Source organism: Rhodococcus sp. PvP016 (assembly GCF_017832185.1).
In the GTDB taxonomy this organism is placed as follows: Bacteria; Actinomycetota; Actinomycetes; order Mycobacteriales; family Mycobacteriaceae; genus Rhodococcoides.
In genome coordinates this window covers 867,459-892,820 of the sequence record NZ_JAFIBH010000001.1, presented here as the reverse complement: position 1 = coordinate 892,820, position 25,362 = coordinate 867,459, and the positions used below count along the sequence as shown (strand labels likewise).

Genomic DNA, 25,362 nt, shown 5'->3' with positions numbered 1-25,362 from the left:
CGTCAGCGCAGGGTGACTTGGCGGCTGCGCAGGCCGTCACGGGCGCGCCGCTGCTCGGAGGTGAGCTCGCCGGTGTCGGAGAGCGTCTCGTCCAGCCTGCGACCGAGAGCCGCTGTGCCCGTTGCCCATTCGTCGGGGTGCACCTCGGGATCGAGGTCGAAGACGGGCACGAGCAGGCCGTGGGTCCGGAACGAACCGGCGAAGCGCGAACCCTCGCCCACGTGCAGTTCACCCACCGACTGCAAGCGAGCCAGCGCGATCATCAACTGATCCTCGTCCTCGGGGCGGACCCAGCGGATGTGCGCCTTGTCGCCGGCGTCGACCCACCAGGCCGCGGACACACCGTCGGCCGTGATGCGGGCGGACGGCAGGATCGCGCTGTTGGCGCGCTCGATGGTGGCGTCGACCTCGGGGTCCGCTCCCGCGCCCTCCGGGATCCACCACGAGAAGTCCTTGTGCACGGTGATGTCCAGGGGCGACGTCGCGTCCACGAGTTCCGTCAGTGCGGGCGTCTCGGCGGACGGGTTCGATGCCGCCGTCGAGGTTCCGGGCGTCGCCGAGGAGGCCCACGCGATGGAGGCGGCGAGGTCGGCCGACAGATCCTCCGAGAAGGTCTGGACCTGCATCGCGACGAACGCGTTCCTCTGCTCGTCGTCACGCACGAGTGCGGCGACGGCACCGGGGAGCACGGTCGCGAGGGTGAAGGGCCGGTCGCTCCCCGTCACCGGGAGGGATGCCGACGCGGAAGCGACGAACTCGCGCATCGCCACGATGTCGCACTCGAAGGCGAGGCCCTCGAACGGTCGCACCGGCGCGGACGACAGCGCCTCACGCTCGGCTCTGCGCTGCTCGAGCAGCTCGGCGCGTCGACTGTCGGGCTTCGGTCCGCTGTTTCTCTTGCTCTTCTTACCCACGAGCGTCGAACCTACCGGGTGATGCTGTCGTCCAACCACGCGAGCGCCTGACCTGGATGATCGGTGGCGAGCCAGCGCACACCGAGGTCGTGGCAGAGATGCACGTCCTCCTCGGTGTTCACGGTCCAGCAGTACGTCGCTCGGCCGGCCGCCGCGGCGTGGTCGACCAGGTTCGGATGATCGCGCAACGTCTTGATCGAGGGCCCGACCGCCGTGGCGCCCACCGTGGTCGCGGCGCCACCGCCGATGTAGCGCGACGCGGTGCCGAGCAGCACGGTCGGCAGCATCGGCGCCGATCGTCGCACCCGCCACACCGCCGACGGCGCGAACGACATGACGACGGCGCGAGACAGGGACGCCGACCCGGGTCGGCCGATGCCGAAGCGGTGCAGTTCCGCCAACACGGCGTTCTCGATCAGGCCGCCGTAGCGCACCGGGTGCTTGGTCTCGATGAAGATCTTGGCGGGCTTCGCCTTCCACGCCATGACCATGTCGATGAGGTCGCTCAGCAGCAGCACGTTCGCCGGATCGTCGGCCGTCCCGTAGTCGTGGCCGGACAGTGCCTCGTAGGTGAGGGCACTGACGATCCCGGTTCCCGACGACGTCCGGTCGATCCGCCGGTCGTGGACGCACACCACGCGACCGTCACGTGTGAGCCGCACGTCGCACTCGACGCCGTCGGCCCCCTCGCGCAGCGCCTGCTCGTACGCCACCAGTGTGTGTTCCGGGCGCGTTCCCGACGAGCCACGATGCGCGACGACGAGGGGTGTGGCCTCGTGTGCGGAGTAGATCATCGGACGTCGGCGAGCTGGTCGGGTGCGGTGTCCTCCGGGGCCGGGGTCGTATCGGACACGGGGGTGGTCGCCGCGGCCGGCGTGGGTAGAACCGTCCACCGCGTGAGGGTGCGGGTGTCGCCGCGCACGGTGCGGCCGTCGGCTCGGCGGATCAGGGTGAGCGTCAGGGCAGCCACTCCCGCGGCGACCAGATCGGTGATCGCGGTGAGGATCACACCGTTCGCCTGCGCCTGGATGCCGTCGACGGTGCGCCACGCGACAGTTACGGCGATCAGCAACCAGTTGCCAACCCAGGCCGCCCACCACCACGGCACCAGCCGTTCGAGCCGAAGCCTGTGCTCGCTCGTGCGGGCCAGCTCCGTCAGGAAGACCCCGGGCAGCAGCAGCGTGACGATCGGCAGCAGCGATCCGAGGTACAGGGTGCGCGTGCGCCTCGGATCGGTGAGTCCGTGACGGGCGTAGGCACTCCGGCGCAACCGGACCACGCGGGCGACCGTCGCCACCGCGGCGACCAGACCGACTCCGAGGGACAGGAACGACAGGCACCACACGGCGGCGTCCGACAGTGCCAGAACCGCCGCGGGCATCAGTCGGTCGCGACTGACGAGGAGCACGATGTACCGGCCCAGCTCGGCGACGGCCGCCGCGACGAACAGGGCGACGGTTGCCGTGAGCAGGGACGTCGAGCGCCGGGCCAGCCGGTCCGTGGGGCTCTCGGGCGCACTCGGATGCGGGCGCGGCGCGATCGGCAGACCCCAGGTTGGCATGACGTCGTAGCGGGGGGTGGGGGTCGGGACCCGGCGGACACGGCGCCGCGGCGCCGATCCGGGCGCGGAGGCCACCCAGCGGAAGTTACGACGGACGGCCATGGGGGACTGCCCGACCGCAACCGGCGAGAGCAGGACTCCGTGGCACACGGGACACCACTGACGCGGCGACGGTCCCACGTCGATGCGGCGCGTGCAGCGCGCACAGATCTGGAACCAGGCCACCGGCCGAGGAGCGGTCACGGCGTCAGTACACGGTGGCCGGGCGACCGGCGTCGTCGACGACCGGGAGGCCGGCCTGCTGCCATGCCACCATGCCGCCGTCCACGTTCACCGCGTCTACTCCCGCATGCTGCAGGTACTCGACGACGCGGGCCGAACGCCCACCCTGCCGGCACACCACGTAGAGGGTGCCGTCCACGCTGATGTCGGCCATCCGCGACGGGACGTCACCCATGGGGACGTGCAGCGCGCCGGGAGCGTGCCCGGCGGTCCACTCGTCGTCCTCACGGACGTCGAGCAGGGCGGCGCTGGGGCCGGGCTCCGGGACGTCGGAGACGGACACGGACGGTACGGATCCGAAGCTCACGCACTCGATCCTGTCACGCCCCTCGCCCCGGTGCCACCGCCGATCACCAGTCCTTCTCGAACCGTCCGCTCTCGTACCGTCCGCTCTCGAACCGTCCGCTCTCGAACCTTCGTGCGCCGCGGGCCACCACCCACGTGGTTCCCACCTTGGCCGCGGGCAGGGTGCCCGCCGCGATCTGCGCGAGCACGGCCTGTCGGGAGATCGCCCGCTCCGCCGCCACCTCGGACACCGACGACCACCCGTCGGTGGGCGGCAGCCCCGAGACCGACTCGTGGTCTCGTGCCGAGCGGACGGACAGCGACGCGAGGTCGCGACCACCGGCGAGATCTCGCAGCAGCGCCGAGGCGAGGGTGACGGCCTGCGGCACGCCGTCGGCCGAGAGTGTGACCACCAGGCGCGCGCGGCCGAGATGGCTCCGGGTGAGGCGTCCGCGGAACGGCGCGACCGCCGAGGCCAGGGAGTCGATCTCCGCGGCGTCCAGGTCGTCGAGCGCGCCAGATAGTTCGGCCTCGGCGGTGAAGTCCATGGGGAGCAGTATTGTCGATCGGCACTTTCTCCTCATGACTCAGGTTGCTGATCGGCAACCACTATCCCCATCATCCACAGAAACATCCACAGAAACGGGACTCGATCCCGTTTCCCCGGCGTGTGTCGCACCCACGGTCGCTCCCCGACTCCGGCGCGCCCTTCTACTGTCGAACCATGGACCTCAGAATCTTCACCGAACCGCAGCAGGGCGCGACGTACGACGACCTGGTCCGCGTGGCGCGCGCCGCCGAGGACTTCGGGTACGACGCGTTCTTCCGCTCCGACCACTACCTGGCGATGAGCGCGGACGGCCTCCCCGGACCCACGGACGCCTGGATCACCCTGGCCGGCATCGCGCGGGAGACCTCCACGATCCGCCTCGGCACCCTCGTCACCTCGGCCACCTTCCGATACCCGGGTCCCCTGGCGATCTCGGTCGCGCAGGTCGACGCGATGAGCGCCGGCCGCGTCGAACTGGGACTCGGCGCAGGCTGGTACGCCGAGGAGCACGCGGCGTACGCGATCCCGTTCCCGTCGGTGGGCACGCGCTTCGATCGCTTCGAGGAGACCCTCGCGATCGTCACCGGTCTGTGGGGCACTCCCGCAGGGGAGACGTTCTCGTACCAGGGCGACCACTTCACCGTGACCGAGTCACCCGCTCTGCCGAAGCCGGTGCAGAGTCCGCCGCCCATCATCATCGGCGGCATGGGGAAGAAGAGGACTCCGGAACTCGCCGCGCGGCACGCGACGGAGTTCAATCTCCCGTTCGCGGACACCGACGCGACGGCGACACAGTTCGACCGGGTGCGCGCCGCGTGCTCGGACATCGGCCGTGACCCGTCGTCGATGACGTTCTCCAACGCGCTGGTGCTGTGCTGCGGCACCACCGAGGACGAGATCGCCCGCCGCGCCGCCGCCATCGGGCGGGACGTGGACGAGCTCCGGGCGAACGGCGCGGCAGGGACGCCGGCCGAGATCGTCGAGAAGCTCGGAACGTACGCCGAACTCGGATCGACCCGGTTCTACCTGCAGATGTTGGACTTGTCCGATCTCGACCACATCGAGCTGGTCGCCACCGAGGTGATGCGTCAGCTGGCCTGAGGGCCGGAGGTCGGGTCACTCGAGATCGGCTCGTTCGGGGTCGGGGCGGGCGTCCGCGCGCGTCCCGACCAGTGGCGGGCGATCCACCGTGCCGCCGGCGTCTCGACGTAGCGGTACACGAGATCCGAGAGCACACCGGTGATCAGCGCGAAGACGAGCACCGCCACGGTCGCGCCCAGATGGGGCTCGACGAGCGAGTAGATGCGGTAGAGCACCAGCGTGTGGACCAGGTAGATCGTGTAGCTGCGCGTCGCGAGCCAGTGGATCACGCGCGAGCGTCCGAACGCGGTGTCGGTGGGGGCCACCAGCACCACCGCGACGACGAGCACCAGCACCGTCCACAGGTGGCCCTGCTGTCCGACGTGGAAGGCGTCCACCGTGGTGGCGTACTGGATCACGGCGAACTGGGCGAGACCTGCGAGAAGAAGGGCCCGCCACGACGCCAGCCGGGCGAATGCGAGGTACACGATCTGGCCCAGGAAGACCGTGGGCAACGTCGCCGCCACCTTGTCGACCATGGGGATCGTGTACTCGTACGGCACCAGATCGGTGTAGAGCAGGATCAGGCAGCACACGGCCGCGCCGATGACCGGAACCAGCACGGGGCGAGACGCGAGCACCCGGCGCATGCTCACCGCGTACACGTAGAAGACCCCCTGGACGATGAGCGTCCAGGTGACCCCGAGGACCACGACCTCCGGGCGCACGAAGAAGCCGCCGAGCACGAAGCTCATGGCGGCCTCGGCGTTGCTGATGCCCACGGTCTGCGAGAACATCCCGTTCACCCCGAGGCGGACCAGCACGATCGCGGCGAGGACCGACAGCCAGAACACCGGGAGCAGCCGCGCGGCCCGCCCCACGAGGAAGGCGCGCGGTGAGTTGCGTACGACGGACGCGGTCGCCACCAGCCCGGTGAGGATCATGAAGAAGGCGACGCCCACGAACGAGAGATGATGGTTCAGACCGCCGTGCTCGACGAACACGAGGGTGACGACGTCGATGAGCCACCACGGTGTTCCGAGATCGTCGACCAGGAAGTACGAGATGTGCGAGTACACGACGGTCAGGACCGCCAGCGCGCGCAGGATGTCGACTCCGCCGAACCGGATCCGCGGCGGATCGGCCGCCGTACGGACGGAGACCACCCCTCCGTCCGAGTCGGGCGTCGAGGAGGTCATCACCCCCGATCTTAAGGTTCCGTTCACCTGTCGGTCGAGTTCGCCCACGTCATCGCTGCGCGCGGGCAAGGGGACCACGGTCCGAATCGGTGCGTCTGCGCTGCACTCCGACTGCGTCGAACTCTTGCGCGAGGTGTACGAATGACGTTGGCTGGGTAACGCCAGCAGTCAGCAACAACAGATGCAAGAGAAGGGAAACACGTGTCCGAGTACACACTGCCCGACCTCGACTACGACTATGCAGCTCTCGAGCCCCACATCTCCGGGGAGATCAACGAGCTGCATCACTCCAAGCACCACGCCACCTATGTCGCCGGCGTGAACACCGCACTGGAGAAGCTGGCCGACGCCCGTGACAAGGACGATCACGGCTCGATCTTCCTGCAGGAGAAGAACCTCGCGTTCCACCTCGGTGGCCACGTGAACCACTCCATCTGGTGGAAGAACCTCTCCCCCAACGGTGGAGACAAGCCCGAGGGCGAGCTCGCGGCCGCACTGGACGACCACTTTGGCTCGTTCGACAAGTTCCGCGCGCAGTTCACCGCCGCGGCCAACGGTCTGCAGGGCTCCGGCTGGGCAGTGCTCGGCTACGACACGCTGGGCAAGAAGCTCCTCACCTTCCAGCTGTACGACCAGCAGGCCAACGTGCCGCTCGGCATCATTCCCCTGCTGCAGGTCGACATGTGGGAGCACGCCTTCTACCTGCAGTACAAGAACGTCAAGGCCGACTACGTGAAGGCGTTCTGGAACGTCGTCAACTGGGCCGACGTGCAGCAGCGCTTCGCCGCAGCCACGTCGCAGACCTCGGGTCTCATCTTCCCGTAGTCCCACCGCACAGTCGTACCGCGAATGCCGCGTCCCACAAGGGCGCGGCATTCGTCGTCTCACCTGCCTCACCTGGCACTCGTGACCACTTGTGTGCCAGCGCGATGGTGGTGTTCTCTTCCTTTACCCGACGTTGTGTGCCGATGGTCCGCGCACGTTCCGCGCAGGCCGTCCCGCTCGATGTCGGCCAGTGCGAGGAGAACGCCATGACCAGTCCTGATCGTCGCATCATCGGCGTGGCCCCGTTCCACGCCTCGGGAACCCTGCGCGGCTTCGTCATCTCCGGCCGGTGGCCCGACACGACGAAGGAGTGGGCGCAGCTTCTCGCCTTCACGGTGCGGGTCGCGTCGACACCCGGCCTGCTGGACACCAGCACCGTCTTCTGCGTTCGCGAGGAACTGCCCGACGATCCGCACGAGGGGACCGTGGGCATCGTCGTGTCCGAGGGCCCGGTCATCGGGGACCACGCGGTGACCCCCGAGCGGTTCGCGCTGCATCAGCCGGCCGCGCTGATGATGCTGCATCCGCCGTCGGAGACGATGCCGACGCTGCCGGAGTGCGCCGGGGCCGCGTCGGGGTGCGTGCTGTTGCCGGGTCTGCCGCACCTCGGGCTGGACCATCGCGCCGCCTGGGTCGAGGCCGAGGCGGACGGCACCGTCACATCGATGATCAGCCGTGTGGGTCTCGATCCCATCAGCCATCCCGACACGGCCGTCCTCGCAATGTTGCTCGCTGCATGACACGACAAGTTTCGGGTAGCCGAACAGGTTTGTCGAAGTTGCAGAAGCCTGACCAGGGCTTTAGCGTGGAGAACAGCGAAGGGGAGTAGCCCCCGATCATCGCGTCGACATACTGGCGCGCACCGGTTCGCCGGAGCGCTCCCGGCTCGGTGAACCGAGCTGCCGCACACGCGGCAGCGGGTGGGCGAGACCTTTGTCGACCGGCCGGCCTCCGGCCTTCCCGCACCGGTCCCGACTACCGCACGGTGCACTGCACCGAGCGTCGGCCCTGTTCTCCCCTCGTGTCGGCCGACGCGCCCTGCCCTGGAGGTTCGACGTGCTCGCCGCCCTGCTGCTCAGCTTCGGAGTCATCTTCGTCGCCGAGCTCGGTGACAAATCCCAGCTGATGGCCATGACGTTCGCTCTGAAGTACCGCTGGTGGGTGGTCATCGGCGGCATCACGGTAGCCACGACGCTCGTCCACTTGGTGTCCGTCGCCGTGGGCCACTACCTCGGTGTCGCGTTGCCCACGCACCTGATCGGCATCGTCGGCGGCGTCGCGTTCCTGGTCTTCGGCCTGTGGACCCTGCGCGGCGATTCCCTCGACGACGAGGAGAGGACGAAGGCAGACCGGGTGACGAAGTCCGCGTTCATCGCCGTCGCGTCCGCCTTCTTCCTCGCCGAACTCGGCGACAAGACGATGCTGGCCACGGTCACCCTCGCCTCCGACAACGATTGGGCCGGCGTGTGGATCGGCTCGACGCTGGGCATGGTCGCCGCGGACGCCCTGGCCATCGTCATCGGCGCGACTCTGGGCAAGCACCTGCCCGAGCGGCTCATCACCCTCGGTGCCGCGACCCTGTTCTTCGTCTTCGGCGTGTGGCTGATCCTCGAGGGGCTGCTTCCCGGGACACCCGTCGGACCGATCGCCGCGGCCGTGGTCCTCGCCCTCGGCATCGCAGCAACGAGCTGGACACTCACGCGTCCGACGGCAGACCGGCATTCCGACGATGAAGTGACCGCATCTCCGCGCTGACCTCCGGCACGGGCCCCCGCACCCGGATCCGCGGCGCCACGTCGCCGATGGGGAGCGCGGCGACAGGGCCCGTCTCCAGACCCCACTCCGACCGCCACGTGGTGAGCTGAGCACTCGTCACCGCGACGACGATGTCGCCGAGTCCCACCCACGCGTGCGCCGCCGAACACATCGGGCAGTGCTCCCCCGACGTGTACACCGTGGTCCGGGCGCGCTCGTCGCTCGTCAGGTTCTTCACGGCCCACTCCACGATCGTGAACTCGGGATGGCGCGTCGAGTCCCCGCCGCCGACGCGGTTGCGGTCCTCGAAGAGCACCTGACCGTCCGCGTCGACCAGCACCGACCCGAACGGCTCGTCACCGGCCTCGAGTGCCTCGTGCGCGAGCGCGACACAACGCCGGACATGGACCTCGTCTGCGGAACCGGGGAACGTCATCTCCCGAGTCTGCACCCACCGACTAGGGTTCGTTTCAGTGAGCGGCCGGTAACCGAGTCGGCCGTCGAACGAGAGGACACGGCAGTGGAGATCGCGGGAACAGCAGCATTGGTCACCGGCGGCGCATCGGGGCTCGGCGCGGCCACGGCGAAGCGTTTCGCCGACAACGGCGTCACCGTCTTCGGCCTCGACCTGCAGCAGTCGATCGACAAGGCCGGTGACTCCGTGCCGGACGGCGTGACGCTCATCGCCGCCGATGTCACCAGCGACGAGGAGGTACGGGCCGCCCTCGCGCAGATCGGCGAGGCCGGGATCCCGCTGCGCATCGTCGTCAACTGCGCCGGAGTGGGCTGGGCGGGACGCATTCTCTCCAAGAAGGGCGTGCACGATCTCGAGCTCTTCCGCACGGTCATCACCATCAACCTGCTCGGCACCTTCAACGTCATGCGTCTGGCGGCCGATCACATGCAGACGCTGCCGACCGTCGACGAGGCCGGGCAGCGCGGCGTCATCATCAACACCGCGTCGGTGGCCGCATTCGAGGGCCAGATCGGCCAGATCGCCTACTCCGCGTCCAAGGGCGGCGTGCACGGCATGACCGTCCCCGCGGCGCGCGACCTCGCCCAGGTGGGCATCCGCGTCAACACCATCGCCCCCGGCATCGTCGACACCCCGATGCTCGCCGGCGTCACCCCGGAGTACCGCGCCGGCCTCGAGGCGGGCGTCCCGTTCCCGTCCCGACTCGCTCAGCCCACCGAGTACGCGCAGCTCGCACAGATGATCGTCGAGCACGACTACCTCAACGGCGAGACCATCCGCATGGACGGCGCACTCCGGATGGCACCGCGGTAACTGGTCGAGAAAAGTTTTTCGTCACCACCCATCCACACCGGGTACTGGGACGAATCACATCTCGAGACGCTCGTCATCGCTGCCAACCCCCGACTGGTAGCGATGGCGAGCGTTTCACTTCGTTCCACGCCGGGGCGAGCGTTTCACTTCGTTCCACGCCGGGGCGAGCGTTTCACTTCGTTCCACGCCGGGGCGAGCGTTTCACTTCGTTCCACGCCGGGGCGAGCGTTTCACTTCGTTCCACGCCGGGGCGAGCGTTTCACTTCGTTCCACGCCGGGGCGAGCGTTTCACTTCGTTCCACGCCGGGGCGAGCGTTTCACTTCGTTACAGAGGAACTTCCGCCGAGCTCCTCCGCTGTGGGAATCTCCCGCGCGGCCGCCCCGTCCATCCAGACCCGCAGCGCGCGGGTGGCCTGCACGTCGTCCTCGTTGTACTCGAGCAACCGCGTGCGTTGCGACGCGTCGACGTCTCCGTCATATCCCACCGCGCGGCGGTACCAAGCCATCGACGCCTCGCCGCCCGCCTCGTCGTCCCGCCAGTGGAAACCCGCGACCGGTGCGACCTTCTTCAGACCCTTGCCCGACGGACACACGAAGTTCTGGGACACCGCGATGTAGATGTCGACCCAGTCCGGCCCGTCGATGAACTCCCGCACCTCGGCCTCGGTGGGGACGCCGGGCATGCCGGCGAACCGGCGCGCGGATCCCAGCAGCCACTTGTCCTCCGCGGCGCGCGAGTAGCAGTAGGCCGCGAACGACAGGCCCGCCGCGTGCGCGTCCGCGCGCACGCCCTGCATCCAGGACCAGAACTCGCCGAACGAGCGCGCCTCGTCCATGGTGGGAACCGGTTCCCACGTCACGAAGGCGCGGTACTGCGGCTCGGCACCGTCCCGCCGGTCGAGGAGCGTTCCCCACATGTAGGCGCCGTGTTCCTGGTAGCTCTCCATGTCGACGTCCACCTCGACGTCCGCCCGCTGGACCGTCACGGTGTCGCGGCGTCGGACGAGCGGCAGGTCGGCGATCCACGCGCGCGCGATGACCACCGTCTCGTCGAAGTCGCCGTGCGGCCACTCGTCGGGCACGCCGCCCGTCCAGTCCGCCAGGTCGTCGATGGTGACGATGCCCGCGGACCGCAGGGCGTCCGCTCGCGACCCCGCCGCCACCAGCGAGACGTCCCGCGTGCGCCGCAGGGTCTCGCCGCACTCGGACCACCACGGACAGGACCGACACTCCGACACCTTGGACGGCGACGTGACGACCGAACCCGACGCGATGGCCAGTCGGTCACCGAAGCGGGTGTCGTACTCCGTCTCGACCGCCGTCAGATCGTGTACGAGCATCACCTCGGCACCGAAGCCGATGACACCGGCTCGCGCGGACACCCCGGCCTGACCGATGCGGCCCAGGAGCCGATGCACGTGCACGGCCGCCAACTGGTCCCGCAGCTGCGGTCGCACCTTGCGCGTGGGATCGAGAGCGGGGGCCCACGACGTGAACGGGGTGGTCACCGCGCCGCTGCCCGGATCGGTGACCTTGTGATTGACCACCAGTACCGGGATGTACCCGCCGTCCGGATCGCGCACCAGCATGTCGCACCGACCACGCCGACCGGCATCCTCGTCGTCGGCGAAGGTGGCGTTCCAGATGCGCTCGACACCGGACTCGCACGCCGCACGGGTGGCGCGGACCTGCATCGAGCGCGACATCGACGGGGAGACCACCACCCACGACTGCGGATCCGCGGCGACCAGGGTGTCCCGGATCTCGGCTCGGTACGCGGCGGCCGCTTCGCGGCGCAACTGCACACCCGTGTCCTCCGCGGTGCCGACGAGCAGGGAGCGGTAGGCGGTGTCGAGATACACGCGGTGGCGGCACCGGGTGAGCGACGACGCGTCGATCAGCACGGAGGGGCCGGACGCCGGAGCGGGGGGCGGCACGACGTGGGACATTCTCGCAGCGTAGATCCACGGGCCGACACCTCACGCGGATGCAGCGCACCCGGAGGGGACCGATAGGCTGGCGGCAGCAGGCATTCAGGCGCTCGTCGGTCATCCGGTCGGAGCGTTCTGGCGACGAAGTCGGACACGATAGGGGCACGTACACCATGGCTCTGCGCAAGAAGCGTTCTCGCCGTGCGACCCGGAAGGCCGAGGCCAAGGCCCTGCGCCACAAGGCGGGCCTCGAGGCGAAGTACACCGCCCGGAACGAACGCAAGCATCTGAAGAAGCTGGCGAAGAACGACGCCAAAGCGCTGACCAGCCAACAGAAGGTCGACGAGGCGCACATCAAGGCCCTGGCCGCTCGGGAGAAGGCCGCGCGCGAGGGCAAGATCAACGCGGCGAAGGTGCGCAAGTACGTCGGCATCGGTCGCGTGCTGGCCCCCGTCCTGGTGCCGATCGCGTATCGCGTGGCGACTCTCCTGCGGGGTCAGCTCGACCAGTACCGCGCCGGCCGCATCGGCGTCGACGTCAAGGAGCTCGGCCAGTACACCGGGCACGGCGCGAAGCTCAGCGCTCGCATCGTCGGTGCCGAGCGCTCCGTCGCCGAGGTCGCCGCGTCGCACGAGGACGCCGAGACGGGCACCTTCGCAGACGCGATCCGGTCGCGCCTGACCGAGCTCACCACCGCAGTGCACGCCGCCGAGCAGATGCCGCCGTCGCGCCGCAAGCTGGCCCACGGTGCCATCTCCGACGAGCTCGACGGCATCGAGGCCGACATCCTCGCGCGCCTCGGCGTGCGCTGATTCCTGCCTGAGTCGACGATGGGGACCGAGCGCACGCGTGTCTGGCGTGGCGGTGCCGTGGGAGCACTCACGGCCACGCTCGCCGTCGCCGCGCACGGTGTGGGCGGTGGTGGCGTACCCACCTCGTCCGCGCTGTCCCTGCTGCTCGCCGTCGCCGTCGGTGCCGGCGTACTCGCCGCCGGTGTCGGGACCGCCCGCACCGGCCCCCTCCCGATCCTGCTGTGGCTCGTGGGCGGACAGGTCGTCGCGCACGAGGCGTTGGCCGCCGTCGCGGAACACGCTCACCCGCTCGACGCGCCCATGGTGGCGGCGCACGCCGTCGCCGTCGGGATCGGCGCCGTCCTCGTCGCCTCGTCCGAGCGGCTGTTCGTCGCGATCACCTCCGTGCTGCGTGCACCCCGGCTCGAGTTCTCGCCGCCGCGCCGCCCGCGACCCGTCGCCGCCACCGCGCCGCTCGATCGGCCGGTCCCGGTTCCCGCTCTGTCCGCCGTCTCCAGGAGAGGACCACCGCAGGTGCTCGTGCAGCCACTCTCACCGCGGTACTCCCTCACCTGAACGGAAGACATCTGTCATGACCAGCTTCTCCACGCGTGCCCTGGGCACGAGTGTCCTCACCGCCGCCGCCCTCCTCGCCTCCGCCGGGCTGGCGTCCGCCCACGTCGTCGTGTCCGCTCCGGACGCGGCACAGGGCGGATACGGCGTCCTCACCTTCCGGGTGCCGACCGAGTCGGAGGCAGCGTCCACCACCTCCGTCACCGTCGAGCTGCCCGGTCTCACCTCGGCCCGCACGCAGCCCATGCCCGGCTGGACAGCCGTCGTCGAACGCTCGGCGGACGAACTGGCCACCTCGGTCACCTGGACGGCGGATCCCGGCAACCCCGGTGTCGGGCCCGGACAGTTCGAGCAGTTCCTGCTCTCCGCCGGCCCCCTGCCGGACGAGGAGAGCGTGTCCTTCCCGGCTCGCCAGACCTACAGTGACGGCAAGGTCGTGAACTGGGACCAGCCGACACCGGAGGACGGTACCGAGCCCGAACTTCCCGCTCCCACACTCGAACTCGCCGCGGGCGGCGGCGATCATCACAGCAGTCCCACGATGTCGGCAGCGTCCTCGACCACCGAGGCCTCCGCGTCGTCGTCCGACACCACCGCCCGGTGGCTGGGCGGGATCGGCCTGGTTCTCGGAGCACTCGGTGCCGCACTCGGGATCGGCGCCACGGTGCGGAGCCGACGCTCGTGAGACGGCTCCTCGCTCTGCTGCTCGCCCTCGCTGCGGCGCTGCTGCTCGGCACGTCGACGGCGTCCGCGCACTCGGTGGTGGTGTCCAGCTCCCCCGAGAACGAGAGTTCCGTCGATCAGGGTCCGGCGGAGGCGACGGTGACGTTCAACGAGGCAGTGCAGTCGCAGTTCGCCTCGCTGACCGTCGTCGGTCCCGACGGCAACCTGTGGTCCGACGGTGACCCGCGGGTGTCGGGTTCCACAGTCGCGGTGGACCTCCGGGAGCTCGGGCCGACGGGCACGTACACCATCGCGTTCCGCGTCACGTCCGCCGACGGCCACCCCGTGAGCGGTACCCGGACGTTCGAGCTGACGACGGCCGGCACCGGGACTCCCGGTCCCGCGGCCGACGCCGGCGCGTCCACGACCGAGTCGGGGGGCGGTGTGCCGCTCTGGCCGTTCCTGGTCGCCGCCGCGGTGGTGTTCCTCGGCGGTCTCGCGTTCGCTCTGCGGAAGAAGAACTGAGTCGTGGCCGGAACGACGACGGCGCGGTGGTCACCGCTCGCCGTCGTTCCGGCCGCACTGTTCGGAGTGATCGCCGCCCTCGTACTGGCGCCCTCCGACCTTCCGCTCGATTCCCTCGTGCGGACCGGTGCCGACGTCGCCGGTGCCGTGGTGCTCGGGTTCGGTCTGCTGATCCTGTGGACCCGCGATTCCCGGCACGTCGACGACCACATCGCGTGGCGCGGCGCGCTGGTCGCCGCCGCGTGGTGGGCCGTCGCCGAGGTCACGCTGCTGGTGCTGGGGGCTGCGCGGTCCGATGCCGTCAGCGCCACCGCGGTGTCACTGGGCACGTTCTCCGACTACGTGCAGAACATCGCGAACGGGCGGATCGGCACCGCGGTCGTGGTCGTCGCCCTCGCCATGGCCGTGCTGGCGGCCACGGCTCTCCGCACCGATCTGGACGTGTCCGGCATCGTCGTGGTCGTCCCCACCGCCGTCGCCCTCATCGCTCGCCCGATGACCGGCCACATGGCGCAGCAGCCCGTCGGCGCGCTGCTCGTCGCCGTGCACGTGGTGGCGGCATCGGTGTGGCTGGGATTGCTCGTCGCGATGGCCGTGACCCTGCGGTCACGGACGGCCTGGGCAGATCTGCTCCCGCGCTACTCGGCGGCCGCGCTGTGGTGTGTGGTCGCCGTCGGTGTCACCGGTGTCGTCAACGCCGCCGTGCGGCTCGCCTCGGTGACCGACCTGGTCGGCACCGACTACGGGCGGCTGATCCTGCTCAAGACGGTCCTGCTGGCCGCGCTGGTGATCGGCGGGTGGTGGCGACGACGCACGTGGGTGAGCGTCATCGGTGCCCACACCACGGACGCCGCGGTCTCGACCCGACGTGCCGTCGTCGAGACCGCGGCCATGGCCGTGGCGTTCGGCGTGGCCGCCGCACTGGCGACCACGGCCTGATCACGCGGGCAGCGGGTCCGCACTGGGCAGCAACCGGACGAGCACGTCCGACATGGTGATGACACCGACCACCGCACCGCCCTCGCGCACCACCGCGAGATGGTTGCGGGTCTCCCGCATCTCTGCGAGCGCGACGTACACGGGTACGGCGGCGTCGAGCTCGAAGGCCGGGCGCACGAAGTCGTCCACCGAGCGGGAGTCCTCCGCCTGCAACGTGTCCCGCACGTGGACCAGACCGATGACGTCGGCGCCGTTCCGCACCAGGATGCGCAGGTGCCCCGTGCGCAGCGACGCCGCCCGCACGTCGGCGACCGTCGCCGTCGTCGGCACCGCAGTGGGCTCGGAATCGATGCGCACGAGGTCGGCCACCGTGAGCTTCTGCAGTTCCAGCGCACTCGAGATCTGATCCGAGTAGCCCTTGTCCAGCGATCCGACACTCACCGAGTGCGCGACCAGCGCCTCGAGATCGTCGGGGTTCTGGCCCGACATCACCTGATCGGCCGGCGTGACACCGGCCCGGCGCAGCAGTGCATTTGCCATTCCGTTGAGCGCCAACAGGATCGGGCGGGTGAAGAACATGAACACGCGCATCGGGATCGCCAGCATCGTGGCCGACTTCTCGGGATGCGCGATGGCCCACGACTTGGGAGCCATCTCACCGACGACCAGGTGCAGGAAGGTCACGATGATCAGGGCCAGGACGAAGCCGAGCACGTCGGATGCCCAGTAGGGCAGCCCGAGGGACTCGAACAGCGGCCGGAGCCAGTAGTGCACGGCCGGTTTGGTGAACGCACCGAGTGCCAACGTGCACAACGTGATACCCAGCTGCGAGCCGGCGAGCAGCACCGTGAGCTCGGTGGAACTGCGCAGCGCGGCGCGCGCCGACCGCGAGTCGGCCGCCGCGTCCTCGAGCCGGTGCCGCTTGGCGGCGAGGAGCGCGAACTCGACGGCGACGAAGAAGGCGCTGAGCGCGATCAGGCCGACGGTCACGACGAGGAACACCAGGGGGTTGCTCACAGCGCATTCTCCGTCTCGACGTCGGTCGACTCGTCCGAGGCCGTGTCCGATTCCGGCCGGCCTCCGGCCTTCTCGTCGCGCTCGACGACCTCGAGCGTGACCGACGACGGCACGTGGTTGTCGATCTCCAGGATCCTCATGACGAGGAACCGTCGGGGCGGTTCGGCGTCGGTCGCGAGATCACCGGGGTCGAGGGGCAGTGCGAGTTCGATGGCGTCGCCGACCTCGGGAAGCGATCCGTGGACGCTGATCGCCAGTCCGGCGATGGTCTCGATGTCGCCCTCCGGAAGTTCGTGTCCCAGCGCGCGTTCCACCTCGTCGAGGTGGACGTCGCCGGCCACCGTCCACACACCGTCGTCGCCGGGCACGGGTTCCGCGCCGTCGGCGTCGTCGTGCTCGTCGGTGATCTCGCCGACCAGCTCCTCAGCCAGGTCCTCGATGGTGACGACACCGGTGAAGGAGCCGTATTCGTCGATGACACAGGCGAGTTGGTTCTTCGACGCGCGCAGCTCCCCCATGGCGTCGGGGAGCATCTGGGTCTCGGGAAGCACCAGTGCGTCGCGGGACAGCACGGCGACCGGTGTGTCGCCGGGCAGGTCGGTGGCGAGCACGTCGCGCAGGTGCACGACGCCCTCGATCGAGTCGTCGGCGTGGAGCACCGGATACCGCGAGTGCTCGACGCTCATGAGGGCACGCACCTCGGCGATGGTGGACTCGGAACGCACCGTCGCCACCTTCGCGCGCGGGATCATCGCGTGCCCCGTGGTCTGGGTGGGGAAGTCGAGGATGCGGTCGAGCAGTGTGGACAGCTCCTCGGGCAGGTCACCGGTGCCCCGGCTCTCGGCCACGATGTGCTCGAGGTCACGCGGGGTCGCCGAGTGTTCGACGTCGTGGACCGGCTCGATCTTCAGTGCCTTCAACAGCGCGTTCGACGAGGCGTCGAAGATGCGGATGAGCCAGCCGAACAGCTTGAGGTAGATCGTCGTCGACAGCGAGAGCCATCGGGCGACGGGTTCGGGGCGCGCGATGGCGAAGTTCTTGGGGAACAGCTCGCCGAAGAGCATCTGCACGAACGTCGAGACCACCAACGCCGTCACCGCACCGACGGCGAGTCCGACACCGCTGGGAATGCCGACGCCGCCGAGCAGGGTCCCGAGGGACTGTCCGATGAGCGGCTCGGCGAAGTTACCGACGAGCAGGCCGGTGACGGTGATACCCAACTGAGCGCCCGAGAGCATGAAGGACGTGCGCTTCGTGACGGCCAGGGTGCGCGCGGCAACGGTGTCACCCGCCTTCGAGCGCGCTTCGAGCCTCGACCGGTCCACGGTCATGTAGGCGAATTCCTGGGCCACGAAATAGCCTGTGCCGGCGGTGATTCCGACGACGACGACGATGCCGAGGAGAAGCGTCAACAACTCGCTCATGTGCCGGTCACCGCCCTGGTCGCATCGGTCGATACGAGGGGGGCCATGACCGGCCCGGGTTTGTCGCTGTCCATTCGTCCTCTGTCGCTGCGGGTGTTTCGCCCGATTCTACCGGACGCGCGCCGCTACCGTCCCGGCACGTACTTCAGCGCCCGGATGAAGATCGGCAACGTCTTCGCCCAGAGCTTCGGGGGCAGGCGTCGTCCACCGAGGTTGATCAGGCGCGTCGTGGAGACGGTCTGCGACTCGGTGTACTTCAGGACGCCGTCCGGTCCGTGTCGACGACCGACGCCCGAGACACCCATGCCGCCCATCGGCGCACCCGTGCTTCCCCAGGTCGGCGCGTACCCCTCGTCCACGTTCACGGTGCCGGCATGCAGGCGCGCGGCGATGGCCTCGCCCTGCGCCTTCGTCTTCGCCCACACACTGGCGTTGAGTCCGTACTCGGTGGCGTTGGCCCGCTCGACGGCCTCGTCGACATCGGCGACGGGGTAGATGGAGACGAGGGGGCCGAACGTCTCGGCACCCCAGCACTCCATGTCGTCGGTGACGCCGGTGAGCACGGTGGGCTCGTAGAACAGCGGGCCGATGTCGGGGCGTGCCTTGCCGCCGGCGACCACGGTCGCACCCTTCACCTTGGCGTCGTCGACGTGGTTGGAGATGGCCTTGACCTGGTCCTCCGAGATGAGGCTGCCCATCTCGACCCCGAACTCGTACGTGGCGGCCAGCGTCATGCGACGCACCCGCTCACCGAACGCGGCGGTGAACTTGTCGGCGATCGACTTCTCGACATAGATGCGCTCGATGGAGATACAGAGCTGACCGGAATTGGAGAAGCAGGCACGGACGGCCGCGTCGACCACCTCGGGGATCTTGGCGCCGGCGGCGACGATCATGGCGTTCTTGCCGCCGAGCTCGGCGGAGAACCCGATGAGTCGCCGACCGGTCTGCTCGGCGAGCAGCTGGCCGGTGGCGGTGGATCCCGTGAACATCAGGTAGTCGGAGGTGTCGACGATGGCGGTGCCGACCACCGATCCGGGGCCGGGAACCACGGCGAAGAGGTCGCGGGGCAGACCGGCCTGGTAGAGCAGCTCGACGCACGCGAGTGCGCAGTACGGCGTCTGGCTGTCCGGCTTCAGCACGATGCCGTTGCCGGCCATCAGGGCCGGAATGGCGTCGGACACCGCGAGGGTCATCGGGTAGTTCCATGGCGAGATGATGCCGACGATGCCCTTGGGCTGGTAGTTGACCTGCGTCTTGGTCAGCACGGGAAGCATGCCCTTGACGCGCTTGCTCTTCAGCAGTTCGCCGGAGACCCGCGCGTAGTGCCGCGCCGTCATCGCGATGTCGAGGACCTCCTCCTGGGCGGCGGACCGGGACTTCCCGGTCTCCGCCTGCGCCAGGTCGATGAGCGACGCCCGGTGCTTCAACACGAGATCGCGGTACCTGTGGAGGATCTTCGCTCGATCGGCGATGGACGTCGTCGCCCACCGCTTCTGGGCTGCGCGAACCTTGTCGTTCGCCGCCAGCACGTCGTCGCGGGTACCGACGGGGATGGTCGCCATCTCGCGGCCGGTGAACACCTCGATGACGGGCTTCGTGTCCCGGCCCGGTGCCACCGAGGCGAGGGCGACGAGTCGTGTGAACGTGTCTGCGGTCGGCGCTGACATGCGTATCTCCCAGTGGCGGATGAGTGTGACGGCGATTGACGGATACACCGTCGGTATCGACACGGTACGCCAGGAGTGCGCTCGGACACAGCCCCTGACCGGGCGCCTCGGTGGACAGGGCGAAGATTGTGCTTGACCCTCACGCAACGGGAGGCACGACAGTGACCGGTGTGAACGATGCACTGACCGTGGGACAGGTCGCCGCGCTGGCAGACGTCAGCGTGCGCACCCTGCACCACTACGACGCGGTGGGGCTGGTGGTGCCCGGAGGCAGGTCTCCTGCGGGGTACCGCACCTACTCCTCGCAGGACGTGGAGCGCCTGTACTCCGTGCTGACCTATCGCGAACTCGGGTTCCCGCTGACCGAGATCAAGGAGATTCTCGACGATCCCGCCGCGGACCCGCTCGAGCATCTCCGACGGCAGCGCACCCTGCTCGATCAGCGCATCGCTCACCTGACCGCCATGGCGAACGCCGTGGACACCGTGATCGAGAGGAAGACGATGGGTACCAACCTGACACCGGCCGAGCAACGCGAGATCTGGGGCGACGACTGGACCGGCGAGAAATACGAGGACGAGGCCCGTGAGCGCTGGGGAACCACCGACGCGTGGGCGCAGAGCACGGAGCGCACCGCGGCGATGTCGGCCGACGACTGGCGTGTGATCAAGGCCGACACCGACCAGCTCGAGGCCGATCTCGCGGCGGCGATGCTCCGCGGCGTGGAGCCCGGTTCGGACGAGGCGAACGCTCTCGCCGAACGCCACCGAGCGTCGATCGATCGCTTCTACGATTGCGATCACGCGATGCACGTCTGCGTGGCCGGGACGTACACCGCCGACGAGCGGTTCCGCGCGCACTACGACGGGCGGGCAGCCGGGCTGGCGGAGTGGATCGTCGCCGTCGTCGGAGCGAACGCCCGCGAGCACGAGGCCTGACACGAGCGCGGAGCACGAGGCCGAACGGCCTCGTGCTCCGCGGTCGGTTCTCTCGGGGCTCTAGACGAGGCCCGCGATCCTGCCGACGACACCGAGAACGATCAACACCACGACGACGCCGACCGCGACCAGGAACACGATCGCGGGTGTCCGAGTGCGCTGAGGCGGTTCGTGGTTGGGACCCGCGGCCGACGTGGAGTCCGGCGGCGTGTCACCCGGCACGATGCTGCCACCGGGCTCGAGCCCTGCAGTCTCTGCGGGATCGGGATTCTGGCCGGACATGGGGTGGTCCTCTCGGGTGGCGTCGCGCGCAGTCTCGTCACCGGTGTGACCGTCGTTGCCGTCGTGACTTGTACTCATGACCGTGCGGGTTCCCCCGACCTGCACCGTCCAATCGACCTCGAGGGGCCGAACGGGCGCCGCACCTGGCACCGGCCCGGCGGGTGTCCCCGACGGCGTGACCCGACGGGCCGAAGGACTGCCGCTAGCCTGTGACGCCATGAGCACCTTCATCGCGACCGCCGATCTCGCCGACACCATCGGGCCGGACATCCGGAGCTGCGACACGCAGTTCCGTCAGCTCGGGGCCGTGCGGGAGTTCTGCGGACGCATCACGACCATTCGCTGTTTCCAGGACAACCTGCTGGTCAAGCAGACGTTGTCGGAGCCCGGCAACGGCGGAGTCCTGGTGGTGGACGGCGACGCCAGTGTCCACACCGCCCTCGTCGGCGACATCATCGCCGGGCGCGGTGTGGACAACGGGTGGGCGGGTGTCATCGTCAACGGCGCAGTGCGCGACTCGGCGATTCTGACGACCCTCGCCATCGGAGTGAAGGCCCTGGGCACCAATCCGCGCAAGAGCACGCAGACCGGGTCCGGTGAGAAGAACGTCACAGTCGAGTTCGGTGGGGTCACCTTCATCCCCGGCGAGTTCGTCTACAGCGACGACGACGGTGTCGTCGTCACGGCGCAGCCCCTCCCGACCCAGGACTGACGGGCAGCTCAGGCCTGAGCGACCCGGGCAGACACCCCGCCGACGGTGACGGTGTCGCCCACACGGAGCTGACGTCCCCGGCGCAGTTCGGTCTCCCCGTTCACCTCGACGAGGCCGTCCGCGATGACGGCCTTCGCCTCGGAACCCGACTCGATGAGGTCGGCCAGCTTGAGGAACTGTCCCAGCCTGATCACCTCGTCGCGGATCTCGACCGTTCGATCGCTGCTGTGATCCCGGCCGGCCTCCGGCCTTCCCGCGTGATCCCGGCCGGCCTCCGGCCTCCCCGCGTTATCCCGGCCGGCCTCCGGCCTCCCCGCGTGATCCCGGCCGGCCTCCGGCCTCCCCGCAGTCACAGGAACGTCACCCCCTGGGCGAGCGGCAGCTCCGAGCTGTAGTTGACGGTGTTGGTGGTGCGTCGCATGTAGGACTTCCAGGCGTCGCTGCCCGATTCGCGCCCGCCACCGGTCTCCTTCTCGCCGCCGAACGCGCCGCCGATCTCCGCGCCCGACGGGCCGATGTTCACGTTCGCGATGCCGCAGTCCGATCCCGCCGCCGACAGGAAGCGTTCCGCCTCGCGCAGGTCGGTCGTGAAGATCGACGACGACAACCCCTGCGGCACGTCGTTGTGGAGGGCGATGGCCTCGTCCAGATCGCTGTAGGTCATGACGTACAGGATGGGCGCGAACGTCTCACGGCGCACCACGTCGGTCTGCGCGGGCATCCGCACGATGGCCGGCTGGACGTAGACACCGTCCTCGGCGCCCGGCACCCGCACCCGCTCACCACCCGCGACGACGGTGCCGCCGTCCTTCCGCGCACGCTCCAACGCGTCGACGTACCCGTCGTGCGCGGCCTCGTCGATCAGCGGGCCGACCAGCGTCGACGAGTCGAGCGGCGACCCGACGGGCAACGACGAGTACGCGGTACCCAGTCGGTCGACGAGGGTGTCGGCGACGGACTCGTGGACGATGACGCGGCGCAGGGACGTGCACCGTTGACCGGCCGTGCCGGCCGCGGAGAACACCAGGCCGCGGACGGTCAGGTCGAGATCGGCGCTCGGACAGACGATCGCGGCGTTGTTGCCGCCGAGTTCGAGGAGCGCGCGGCCGAACCGTGCCGCGACGCGGGGGCCCACCTCGCGGCCCATGCGGGTCGACCCGGTGGCGGAGACCAGCGCGATGCGCGAATCGTCGACCAGCGTCTCACCGACAGCGCGATCACCGACGACGAGTTGCGCCACCGCCGGCGACACCCCGGCGCGGCGTGCGGCCTCCTCGAACAGGGCCTGCACGGCCACCGCGGTGACGGGCGTCTTCTCCGACGGCTTCCACACCACCGTGTCGCCGGCGACGAGGGCGAGCACGGTGTTCCACGACCACACCGCGACCGGGAAGTTGAAGGCCGTGATCACGGCGACGACACCGAGTGGGTGCCACTGCTCCATCATCCGGTGGCCGGGCCGCTCGGTGGCGATGGTGTTGCCGTAGAGCTGGCGGGACAGTCCGACACCGAAGTCGCAGATGTCGATCATCTCCTGGACCTCGCCGAGGCCCTCGCTGACGATCTTGCCGGCCTCGATGGACACCAGCTCACCGAGTGCGTCCTTGTGTTCGCGGAGCAGTTCACCCAGCTCACGCACCAGACCGCCGCGGACCGGCGCGGGAACGAGGGACCACGACCGGTAGGCGTCCGCGGCTGCGGCGATCACCGAGTCCACGTCGCTCGTGAGCGGCACGTGGCCCAGCACCGCACCGGTGATCGGGCTGGTCGCGGCCAGGCCGGAGTCGTGGTCGAGCGGCGCGGCCCCGACTGCGGCAAGCAGCTCGGACGTACGGGCGGACAGGTCGACGGTCGATGTCATGGATTCATTGTCTCCGATGGTCGTGACAGGATTTATTCCGGCCCAACTGTTGTTTGGCAGTATTTTATCGCGTACTTTCGCTTTCATGACGCAGGTACTGCCATCGCGGCCCACCACCCCCGTTCCCGCCGGTGCGCCGGAGTCGGTCCACGACGTGCTGTCGCGCCACATCCTGGCCGACGGCTTCGACATGGTTCTCGACCTCGAGCGGTCGCACGGCTCCACACTCGTCGACGCGCGGACCGGTGCGTCGTACCTCGACATGTTCACGTTCTTCGCCTCGAACGCGCTCGGGATGAACCATCCGTCGCTCGCTCGCGACGACGAGTTCCGAGCGGATCTGCTGACGGCCGCGCTGCACAAGCCGAGCAACTCCGACCTCTACTCCGAGCCGATGTCTCGCTTCGTCGCGACCTTCGCGCGCGTGCTCGGCATCCCCGAACTACCCCACCTCTTCTTCGTCGAGGGCGGCGCGCTCGCCGTCGAGAACGCCCTCAAGGTGGCCTTCGACTGGAAGAGCCGGCTGAACGAGTCCCGCGGTCTCGACCCGGCACTGGGCGGACGGATCCTGCACCTCGAGCACGCCTTCCACGGCCGGTCGGGCTACACGATGTCGCTCACCAACACGGATCCGATCAAGGTGGCACGCTTCCCGAAGTTCGACTGGCCACGCATCCCGTCGCCGTACCTGCGCGAGGGCGCGGACATGGACGCTCTCGAGGCGCGCTCACTGGCCGCCGCGCGGGCCGCGTTCGAGTCGTTCCCCGACGACATCGCCGCCGCCGTCGTCGAGCCGATCCAGGGCGAGGGCGGCGACCATCACTTCCGGCCGTCGTTCCTCCTCGGCCTGCAGGCTCTGTGCCACGAGTTCGACGCGTTGTTCATCGTCGACGAGGTCCAGTCCGGGGCGGGCATCACCGGCACCGCGTGGGCGCACCAGCAACTCGGCATCGAACCCGACGTCCTCGCCTTCGGCAAGAAGACCCAGGTGTGCGGCATCATGGCGGGCCGTCGCGTGGACATGGTGCGCGACAACGTCTTCGAGGTCGGATCCCGAATCAACTCGACGTGGGGCGGCGGCCTGGCCGACATGGTGCGGGCGCGGCGGATCCTCGAGGTGATCGAACGCGACGGCCTCATCGCCCGCGCCGCGGAGAGTGGCGCGGTCCTCGGCGACTCTCTCGACGCACTCGCGGTGCACCACCCGTCGATCTCGGACGTCCGAGGTCGTGGCCTGTTCCGGGCGTTCTCGCTGCCGGACACCGCGACTCGCGATCGACTGATCACGCGGCTCCTCGTCGACGAGCGGGTGATCATGCTGGGATGCGGCTCGCGCAGCGTCCGGTTCCGTCCCGCGCTGACCGTGACCGAGGAGGCACTGGCCGACGCCGTCGCGGCGATCGACCGGGTTCTGAGCGCGTGACCGGATTGTCTGTGTACGCCGAGTGACAGGCATTGTGCCGGGCTCCGCTACCATCCGCCCATGACACTGCGCTACGACGTCGACGGTCACGGTCCCACCCTCGTGCTGGTGCACGGAGTCGTTCACCGCCGCCAGGCGTGGGACGCGGTGCTGGACCTGCTCACGCCCTATCGGCGAGTCGTGACCGTGGATCTGCCCGGGCACGGGGAGTCGGAGCCGTTGCGCGAGTCCGGCGAGAACGTGCTGCTCACGCTCCAGAACGAGGTCACCGAGTTCGTCCGCGAGATCGAGGAGCCGGACCACCAGGTGCACATCGCCGGCAACTCGCTCGGCGGCTACGTCGCGCTGTGTCTCGCCGCGCAGGGCGAGGTGGCGTCGGCCACCGCGCTGTCGCCCGCCGGCTTCTTCCTGAATCACACCGACCAGGCTCGGACCATGGTGACGTTCCGCGCGATGCGGACCGTCGCGCGCACGTTCGGCAAGGCCACACCGACGGCGCTGAAGATGCGGGCGGTGCGGTACCCCACCCTGCTGCCGTTCTTCGCTCACCCGAGCCGGGTGTCGTACGAGGCCGCCGTCGTCGACGCCTCGTCACTCACCACCAACGCGATGATCGACGCGGGCATCGACGCGCCGTTCGAGTTCCCGCCGCTCACCGAACCGCTGGTGCCGGTGACGGTGGCGTGGGGCACGCGGGACCTGATCCTGCCGCACTATCAGGTGCGTGGCGTCCGGCGCCGCTTCCCGCACGCCCGCGTCATCTCGGTCCCCGGGGTCGGCCACGTGCCGATGACGGACAATCCCGAGCTGATCGCGTCGATCCTCCTCGCGGGAAGTCAGGACCGGACCCCGACCGCAGACCCCGCCTGACGTT

28 protein-coding genes are annotated in these 25,362 nt (G+C 69.4%); 14 read left to right on the top strand and 14 right to left on the bottom strand.

Going from position 1 to position 25,362, the window contains the following annotated elements; genetic code table 11:
• Positions 1-2 precede the first annotated feature (2 nt).
• From JOE30_RS04070 to JOE30_RS04050, 5 genes are read right to left on the bottom strand one after another with little or no spacing between them, the layout of a single operon-like run.
• On the bottom strand, positions 3-914 hold the full coding sequence (locus JOE30_RS04070) for a DUF5926 family protein (protein ID WP_204869493.1): 912 nt from the start codon (positions 912-914) through the stop codon (positions 3-5).
• An 11-nt stretch (positions 915-925) separates the two neighbouring features.
• On the bottom strand, positions 926-1,708 hold the full coding sequence (locus JOE30_RS04065) for a glycerophosphodiester phosphodiesterase family protein (RefSeq protein WP_204869492.1): 783 nt from the start codon (positions 1,706-1,708) through the stop codon (positions 926-928).
• A complete protein-coding gene (locus tag JOE30_RS21615) occupies positions 1,705-2,718 on the bottom strand; it encodes a DUF4328 domain-containing protein (RefSeq protein WP_204869491.1) in 1,014 nt (337 codons plus the stop codon). The genes JOE30_RS04065 and JOE30_RS21615 overlap by 4 nt, the downstream gene beginning before the upstream one ends.
• Positions 2,719-2,722: 4 nt before the next feature.
• A complete protein-coding gene (locus JOE30_RS04055) occupies positions 2,723-3,064 on the bottom strand; it encodes a rhodanese-like domain-containing protein (protein ID WP_204869490.1) in 342 nt (113 codons plus the stop codon).
• 43 nt (positions 3,065-3,107) lie between these two features.
• Positions 3,108-3,590, bottom strand: a complete 483-nt coding sequence (locus JOE30_RS04050) for a hypothetical protein (protein ID WP_204869489.1) — start codon at positions 3,588-3,590, stop codon at positions 3,108-3,110.
• A gap of 176 nt (positions 3,591-3,766) precedes the next feature.
• Between JOE30_RS04050 and JOE30_RS04045 the strand changes: the two genes are divergently transcribed.
• Positions 3,767-4,693 (top strand): LLM class F420-dependent oxidoreductase, encoded by a 927-nt coding sequence (locus JOE30_RS04045; protein WP_204869488.1) that lies wholly within the window; start codon positions 3,767-3,769, stop codon positions 4,691-4,693.
• Here the strand turns inward: JOE30_RS04045 and JOE30_RS04040 are convergent.
• Positions 4,681-5,871, bottom strand: a complete 1,191-nt coding sequence (locus JOE30_RS04040) for an acyltransferase (protein WP_239532477.1) — start codon at positions 5,869-5,871, stop codon at positions 4,681-4,683. The genes JOE30_RS04045 and JOE30_RS04040 overlap by 13 nt on opposite strands.
• Positions 5,872-6,072: 201 nt before the next feature.
• On the opposite strand from JOE30_RS04040, the gene JOE30_RS04035 reads away from it, so the two are divergent.
• The 3 genes from JOE30_RS04035 (at position 6,073) to JOE30_RS04025 (ending at position 8,451) form a co-directional block, all read left to right on the top strand.
• Complete coding sequence (locus tag JOE30_RS04035; RefSeq protein ID WP_027507329.1) at positions 6,073-6,696, top strand: superoxide dismutase; 624 nt, start codon at positions 6,073-6,075, stop codon at positions 6,694-6,696.
• 206 nt (positions 6,697-6,902) lie between these two features.
• Positions 6,903-7,436 carry a hypothetical protein gene (locus JOE30_RS04030; protein ID WP_027507330.1) on the top strand — a complete coding sequence of 178 codons (534 nt, stop codon included), beginning with the start codon at positions 6,903-6,905 and terminating at the stop codon, positions 7,434-7,436.
• A gap of 316 nt (positions 7,437-7,752) precedes the next feature.
• Positions 7,753-8,451, top strand: coding sequence for a TMEM165/GDT1 family protein (locus tag JOE30_RS04025; RefSeq protein WP_204869487.1), 699 nt, complete (start codon positions 7,753-7,755; stop codon positions 8,449-8,451).
• Here the strand turns inward: JOE30_RS04025 and JOE30_RS04020 are convergent.
• On the bottom strand, positions 8,393-8,887 hold the full coding sequence (locus tag JOE30_RS04020; RefSeq protein ID WP_204869486.1) for a nucleoside deaminase: 495 nt from the start codon (positions 8,885-8,887) through the stop codon (positions 8,393-8,395). The two genes, JOE30_RS04025 and JOE30_RS04020, sit on opposite strands and share 59 nt — an antisense overlap.
• Before the next feature lie 84 nt (positions 8,888-8,971).
• Here JOE30_RS04020 and JOE30_RS04015 point away from each other — a divergent pair, with 84 nt between their 5' ends.
• On the top strand, positions 8,972-9,739 hold the full coding sequence (locus JOE30_RS04015) for an SDR family NAD(P)-dependent oxidoreductase (protein ID WP_204869485.1): 768 nt from the start codon (positions 8,972-8,974) through the stop codon (positions 9,737-9,739).
• Between the two features lie 317 nt (positions 9,740-10,056).
• On the opposite strand, the gene JOE30_RS04010 is transcribed toward JOE30_RS04015, so the two are convergent.
• Positions 10,057-11,688 carry a TM0106 family RecB-like putative nuclease gene (locus JOE30_RS04010; RefSeq protein ID WP_204869484.1) on the bottom strand — a complete coding sequence of 544 codons (1,632 nt, stop codon included), beginning with the start codon at positions 11,686-11,688 and terminating at the stop codon, positions 10,057-10,059.
• Between the two features lie 155 nt (positions 11,689-11,843).
• Between JOE30_RS04010 and JOE30_RS04005 the strand changes: the two genes are divergently transcribed.
• The 5 genes from JOE30_RS04005 to JOE30_RS21610 are packed head-to-tail and all read left to right on the top strand — an operon-like array spanning position 11,844 to position 15,161.
• Positions 11,844-12,482 (top strand): DUF6474 family protein, encoded by a 639-nt coding sequence (locus JOE30_RS04005; protein ID WP_204869483.1) that lies wholly within the window; start codon positions 11,844-11,846, stop codon positions 12,480-12,482.
• Positions 12,483-12,539: 57 nt separating this feature from the next.
• Positions 12,540-13,037 carry a hypothetical protein gene (locus tag JOE30_RS04000; RefSeq protein ID WP_204869482.1) on the top strand — a complete coding sequence of 166 codons (498 nt, stop codon included), beginning with the start codon at positions 12,540-12,542 and terminating at the stop codon, positions 13,035-13,037.
• 16 nt (positions 13,038-13,053) lie between these two features.
• Positions 13,054-13,719: a YcnI family protein gene (locus JOE30_RS03995; protein WP_204869481.1), complete on the top strand. Its 666-nt coding sequence runs from the start codon at positions 13,054-13,056 to the stop codon at positions 13,717-13,719.
• On the top strand, positions 13,716-14,222 hold the full coding sequence (locus JOE30_RS03990; RefSeq protein WP_204869480.1) for a copper resistance CopC family protein: 507 nt from the start codon (positions 13,716-13,718) through the stop codon (positions 14,220-14,222). Before JOE30_RS03995 ends, JOE30_RS03990 begins: the two co-directional genes overlap by 4 nt.
• 3 nt (positions 14,223-14,225) lie before the next feature.
• The gene (locus JOE30_RS21610; RefSeq protein ID WP_204869479.1) at positions 14,226-15,161 is read left to right on the top strand and encodes a CopD family protein; all 936 of its coding nucleotides are present in this window, start codon (positions 14,226-14,228) and stop codon (positions 15,159-15,161) included.
• Here JOE30_RS21610 and JOE30_RS03980 read toward each other — a convergent pair whose 3' ends face one another.
• The 3 genes from JOE30_RS03980 to JOE30_RS03970 form a co-directional block, all read right to left on the bottom strand.
• Positions 15,162-16,178, bottom strand: a complete 1,017-nt coding sequence (locus JOE30_RS03980; RefSeq protein ID WP_204869478.1) for a hemolysin family protein — start codon at positions 16,176-16,178, stop codon at positions 15,162-15,164.
• A complete protein-coding gene (locus JOE30_RS03975) occupies positions 16,175-17,602 on the bottom strand; it encodes a hemolysin family protein (protein ID WP_204869477.1) in 1,428 nt (475 codons plus the stop codon). The genes JOE30_RS03980 and JOE30_RS03975 overlap by 4 nt, the downstream gene beginning before the upstream one ends.
• 125 nt (positions 17,603-17,727) lie before the next feature.
• Positions 17,728-19,272 (bottom strand): succinic semialdehyde dehydrogenase, encoded by a 1,545-nt coding sequence (locus JOE30_RS03970; protein WP_204869476.1) that lies wholly within the window; start codon positions 19,270-19,272, stop codon positions 17,728-17,730.
• A gap of 170 nt (positions 19,273-19,442) precedes the next feature.
• On the opposite strand from JOE30_RS03970, the gene JOE30_RS03965 reads away from it, so the two are divergent.
• Positions 19,443-20,210, top strand: a complete 768-nt coding sequence (locus JOE30_RS03965) for a MerR family transcriptional regulator (RefSeq protein ID WP_204869475.1) — start codon at positions 19,443-19,445, stop codon at positions 20,208-20,210.
• Between the two features lie 60 nt (positions 20,211-20,270).
• Here the strand turns inward: JOE30_RS03965 and JOE30_RS03960 are convergent, their stop codons facing one another.
• Positions 20,271-20,570 carry a DUF6480 family protein gene (locus JOE30_RS03960; RefSeq protein ID WP_231476342.1) on the bottom strand — a complete coding sequence of 100 codons (300 nt, stop codon included), beginning with the start codon at positions 20,568-20,570 and terminating at the stop codon, positions 20,271-20,273.
• A 139-nt stretch (positions 20,571-20,709) separates the two neighbouring features.
• Between JOE30_RS03960 and rraA the strand changes: the two genes are divergently transcribed.
• The gene (gene rraA / locus JOE30_RS03955; protein WP_204869474.1) at positions 20,710-21,204 is read left to right on the top strand and encodes a ribonuclease E activity regulator RraA; all 495 of its coding nucleotides are present in this window, start codon (positions 20,710-20,712) and stop codon (positions 21,202-21,204) included.
• 8 nt (positions 21,205-21,212) lie between these two features.
• Here rraA and JOE30_RS03950 read toward each other — a convergent pair whose 3' ends face one another.
• Both JOE30_RS03950 and JOE30_RS03945 read right to left on the bottom strand, forming a co-directional pair.
• Complete coding sequence (locus JOE30_RS03950; protein ID WP_204870753.1) at positions 21,213-21,410, bottom strand: RNA-binding S4 domain-containing protein; 198 nt, start codon at positions 21,408-21,410, stop codon at positions 21,213-21,215.
• Between the two features lie 143 nt (positions 21,411-21,553).
• The gene (locus JOE30_RS03945; RefSeq protein ID WP_204869473.1) at positions 21,554-23,065 is read right to left on the bottom strand and encodes an aldehyde dehydrogenase family protein; all 1,512 of its coding nucleotides are present in this window, start codon (positions 23,063-23,065) and stop codon (positions 21,554-21,556) included.
• An 85-nt stretch (positions 23,066-23,150) separates the two neighbouring features.
• Here JOE30_RS03945 and lat point away from each other — a divergent pair, with 85 nt between their 5' ends.
• Together lat and JOE30_RS03935 are read left to right on the top strand one after the other, a co-directional pair.
• Positions 23,151-24,488 carry an L-lysine 6-transaminase gene (lat, locus tag JOE30_RS03940; RefSeq protein WP_204869472.1) on the top strand — a complete coding sequence of 446 codons (1,338 nt, stop codon included), beginning with the start codon at positions 23,151-23,153 and terminating at the stop codon, positions 24,486-24,488.
• A gap of 60 nt (positions 24,489-24,548) precedes the next feature.
• Positions 24,549-25,358, top strand: a complete 810-nt coding sequence (locus tag JOE30_RS03935) for an alpha/beta fold hydrolase (protein ID WP_204869471.1) — start codon at positions 24,549-24,551, stop codon at positions 25,356-25,358.
• Positions 25,359-25,362 lie beyond the last annotated feature (4 nt).

Bases quoted from the DNA above. Each gene is read 5' to 3' on its own strand.
- JOE30_RS04065 (WP_204869492.1), bottom strand. From the start codon at position 1,708: ATGATCTACTCCGCACACGAGGCCACACCCCTCGTCGTCGCGCATCGT.
- JOE30_RS04050 (WP_204869489.1), bottom strand. From the start codon at position 3,590: ATGGACTTCACCGCCGAGGCCGAACTATCTGGCGCGCTCGACGACCTG.
- JOE30_RS04045 (WP_204869488.1), top strand. From the start codon at position 3,767: ATGGACCTCAGAATCTTCACCGAACCGCAGCAGGGCGCGACGTACGAC.
- JOE30_RS04040 (WP_239532477.1), bottom strand. From the start codon at position 5,871: ATGACCTCCTCGACGCCCGACTCGGACGGAGGGGTGGTCTCCGTCCGT.
- JOE30_RS04030 (WP_027507330.1), top strand. From the start codon at position 6,903: ATGACCAGTCCTGATCGTCGCATCATCGGCGTGGCCCCGTTCCACGCC.
- JOE30_RS04020 (WP_204869486.1), bottom strand. From the start codon at position 8,887: ATGACGTTCCCCGGTTCCGCAGACGAGGTCCATGTCCGGCGTTGTGTC.
- JOE30_RS04010 (WP_204869484.1), bottom strand. From the start codon at position 11,688: ATGTCCCACGTCGTGCCGCCCCCCGCTCCGGCGTCCGGCCCCTCCGTG.
- JOE30_RS04005 (WP_204869483.1), top strand. From the start codon at position 11,844: ATGGCTCTGCGCAAGAAGCGTTCTCGCCGTGCGACCCGGAAGGCCGAG.
- JOE30_RS03995 (WP_204869481.1), top strand. From the start codon at position 13,054: ATGACCAGCTTCTCCACGCGTGCCCTGGGCACGAGTGTCCTCACCGCC.
- JOE30_RS03975 (WP_204869477.1), bottom strand. From the start codon at position 17,602: ATGAGCGAGTTGTTGACGCTTCTCCTCGGCATCGTCGTCGTCGTCGGA.
- JOE30_RS03970 (WP_204869476.1), bottom strand. From the start codon at position 19,272: ATGTCAGCGCCGACCGCAGACACGTTCACACGACTCGTCGCCCTCGCC.
- JOE30_RS03960 (WP_231476342.1), bottom strand. From the start codon at position 20,570: ATGAGTACAAGTCACGACGGCAACGACGGTCACACCGGTGACGAGACT.
- rraA (WP_204869474.1), top strand. From the start codon at position 20,710: ATGAGCACCTTCATCGCGACCGCCGATCTCGCCGACACCATCGGGCCG.
- JOE30_RS03945 (WP_204869473.1), bottom strand. From the start codon at position 23,065: ATGACATCGACCGTCGACCTGTCCGCCCGTACGTCCGAGCTGCTTGCC.
- lat (WP_204869472.1), top strand. From the start codon at position 23,151: ATGACGCAGGTACTGCCATCGCGGCCCACCACCCCCGTTCCCGCCGGT.
- JOE30_RS03935 (WP_204869471.1), top strand. From the start codon at position 24,549: ATGACACTGCGCTACGACGTCGACGGTCACGGTCCCACCCTCGTGCTG.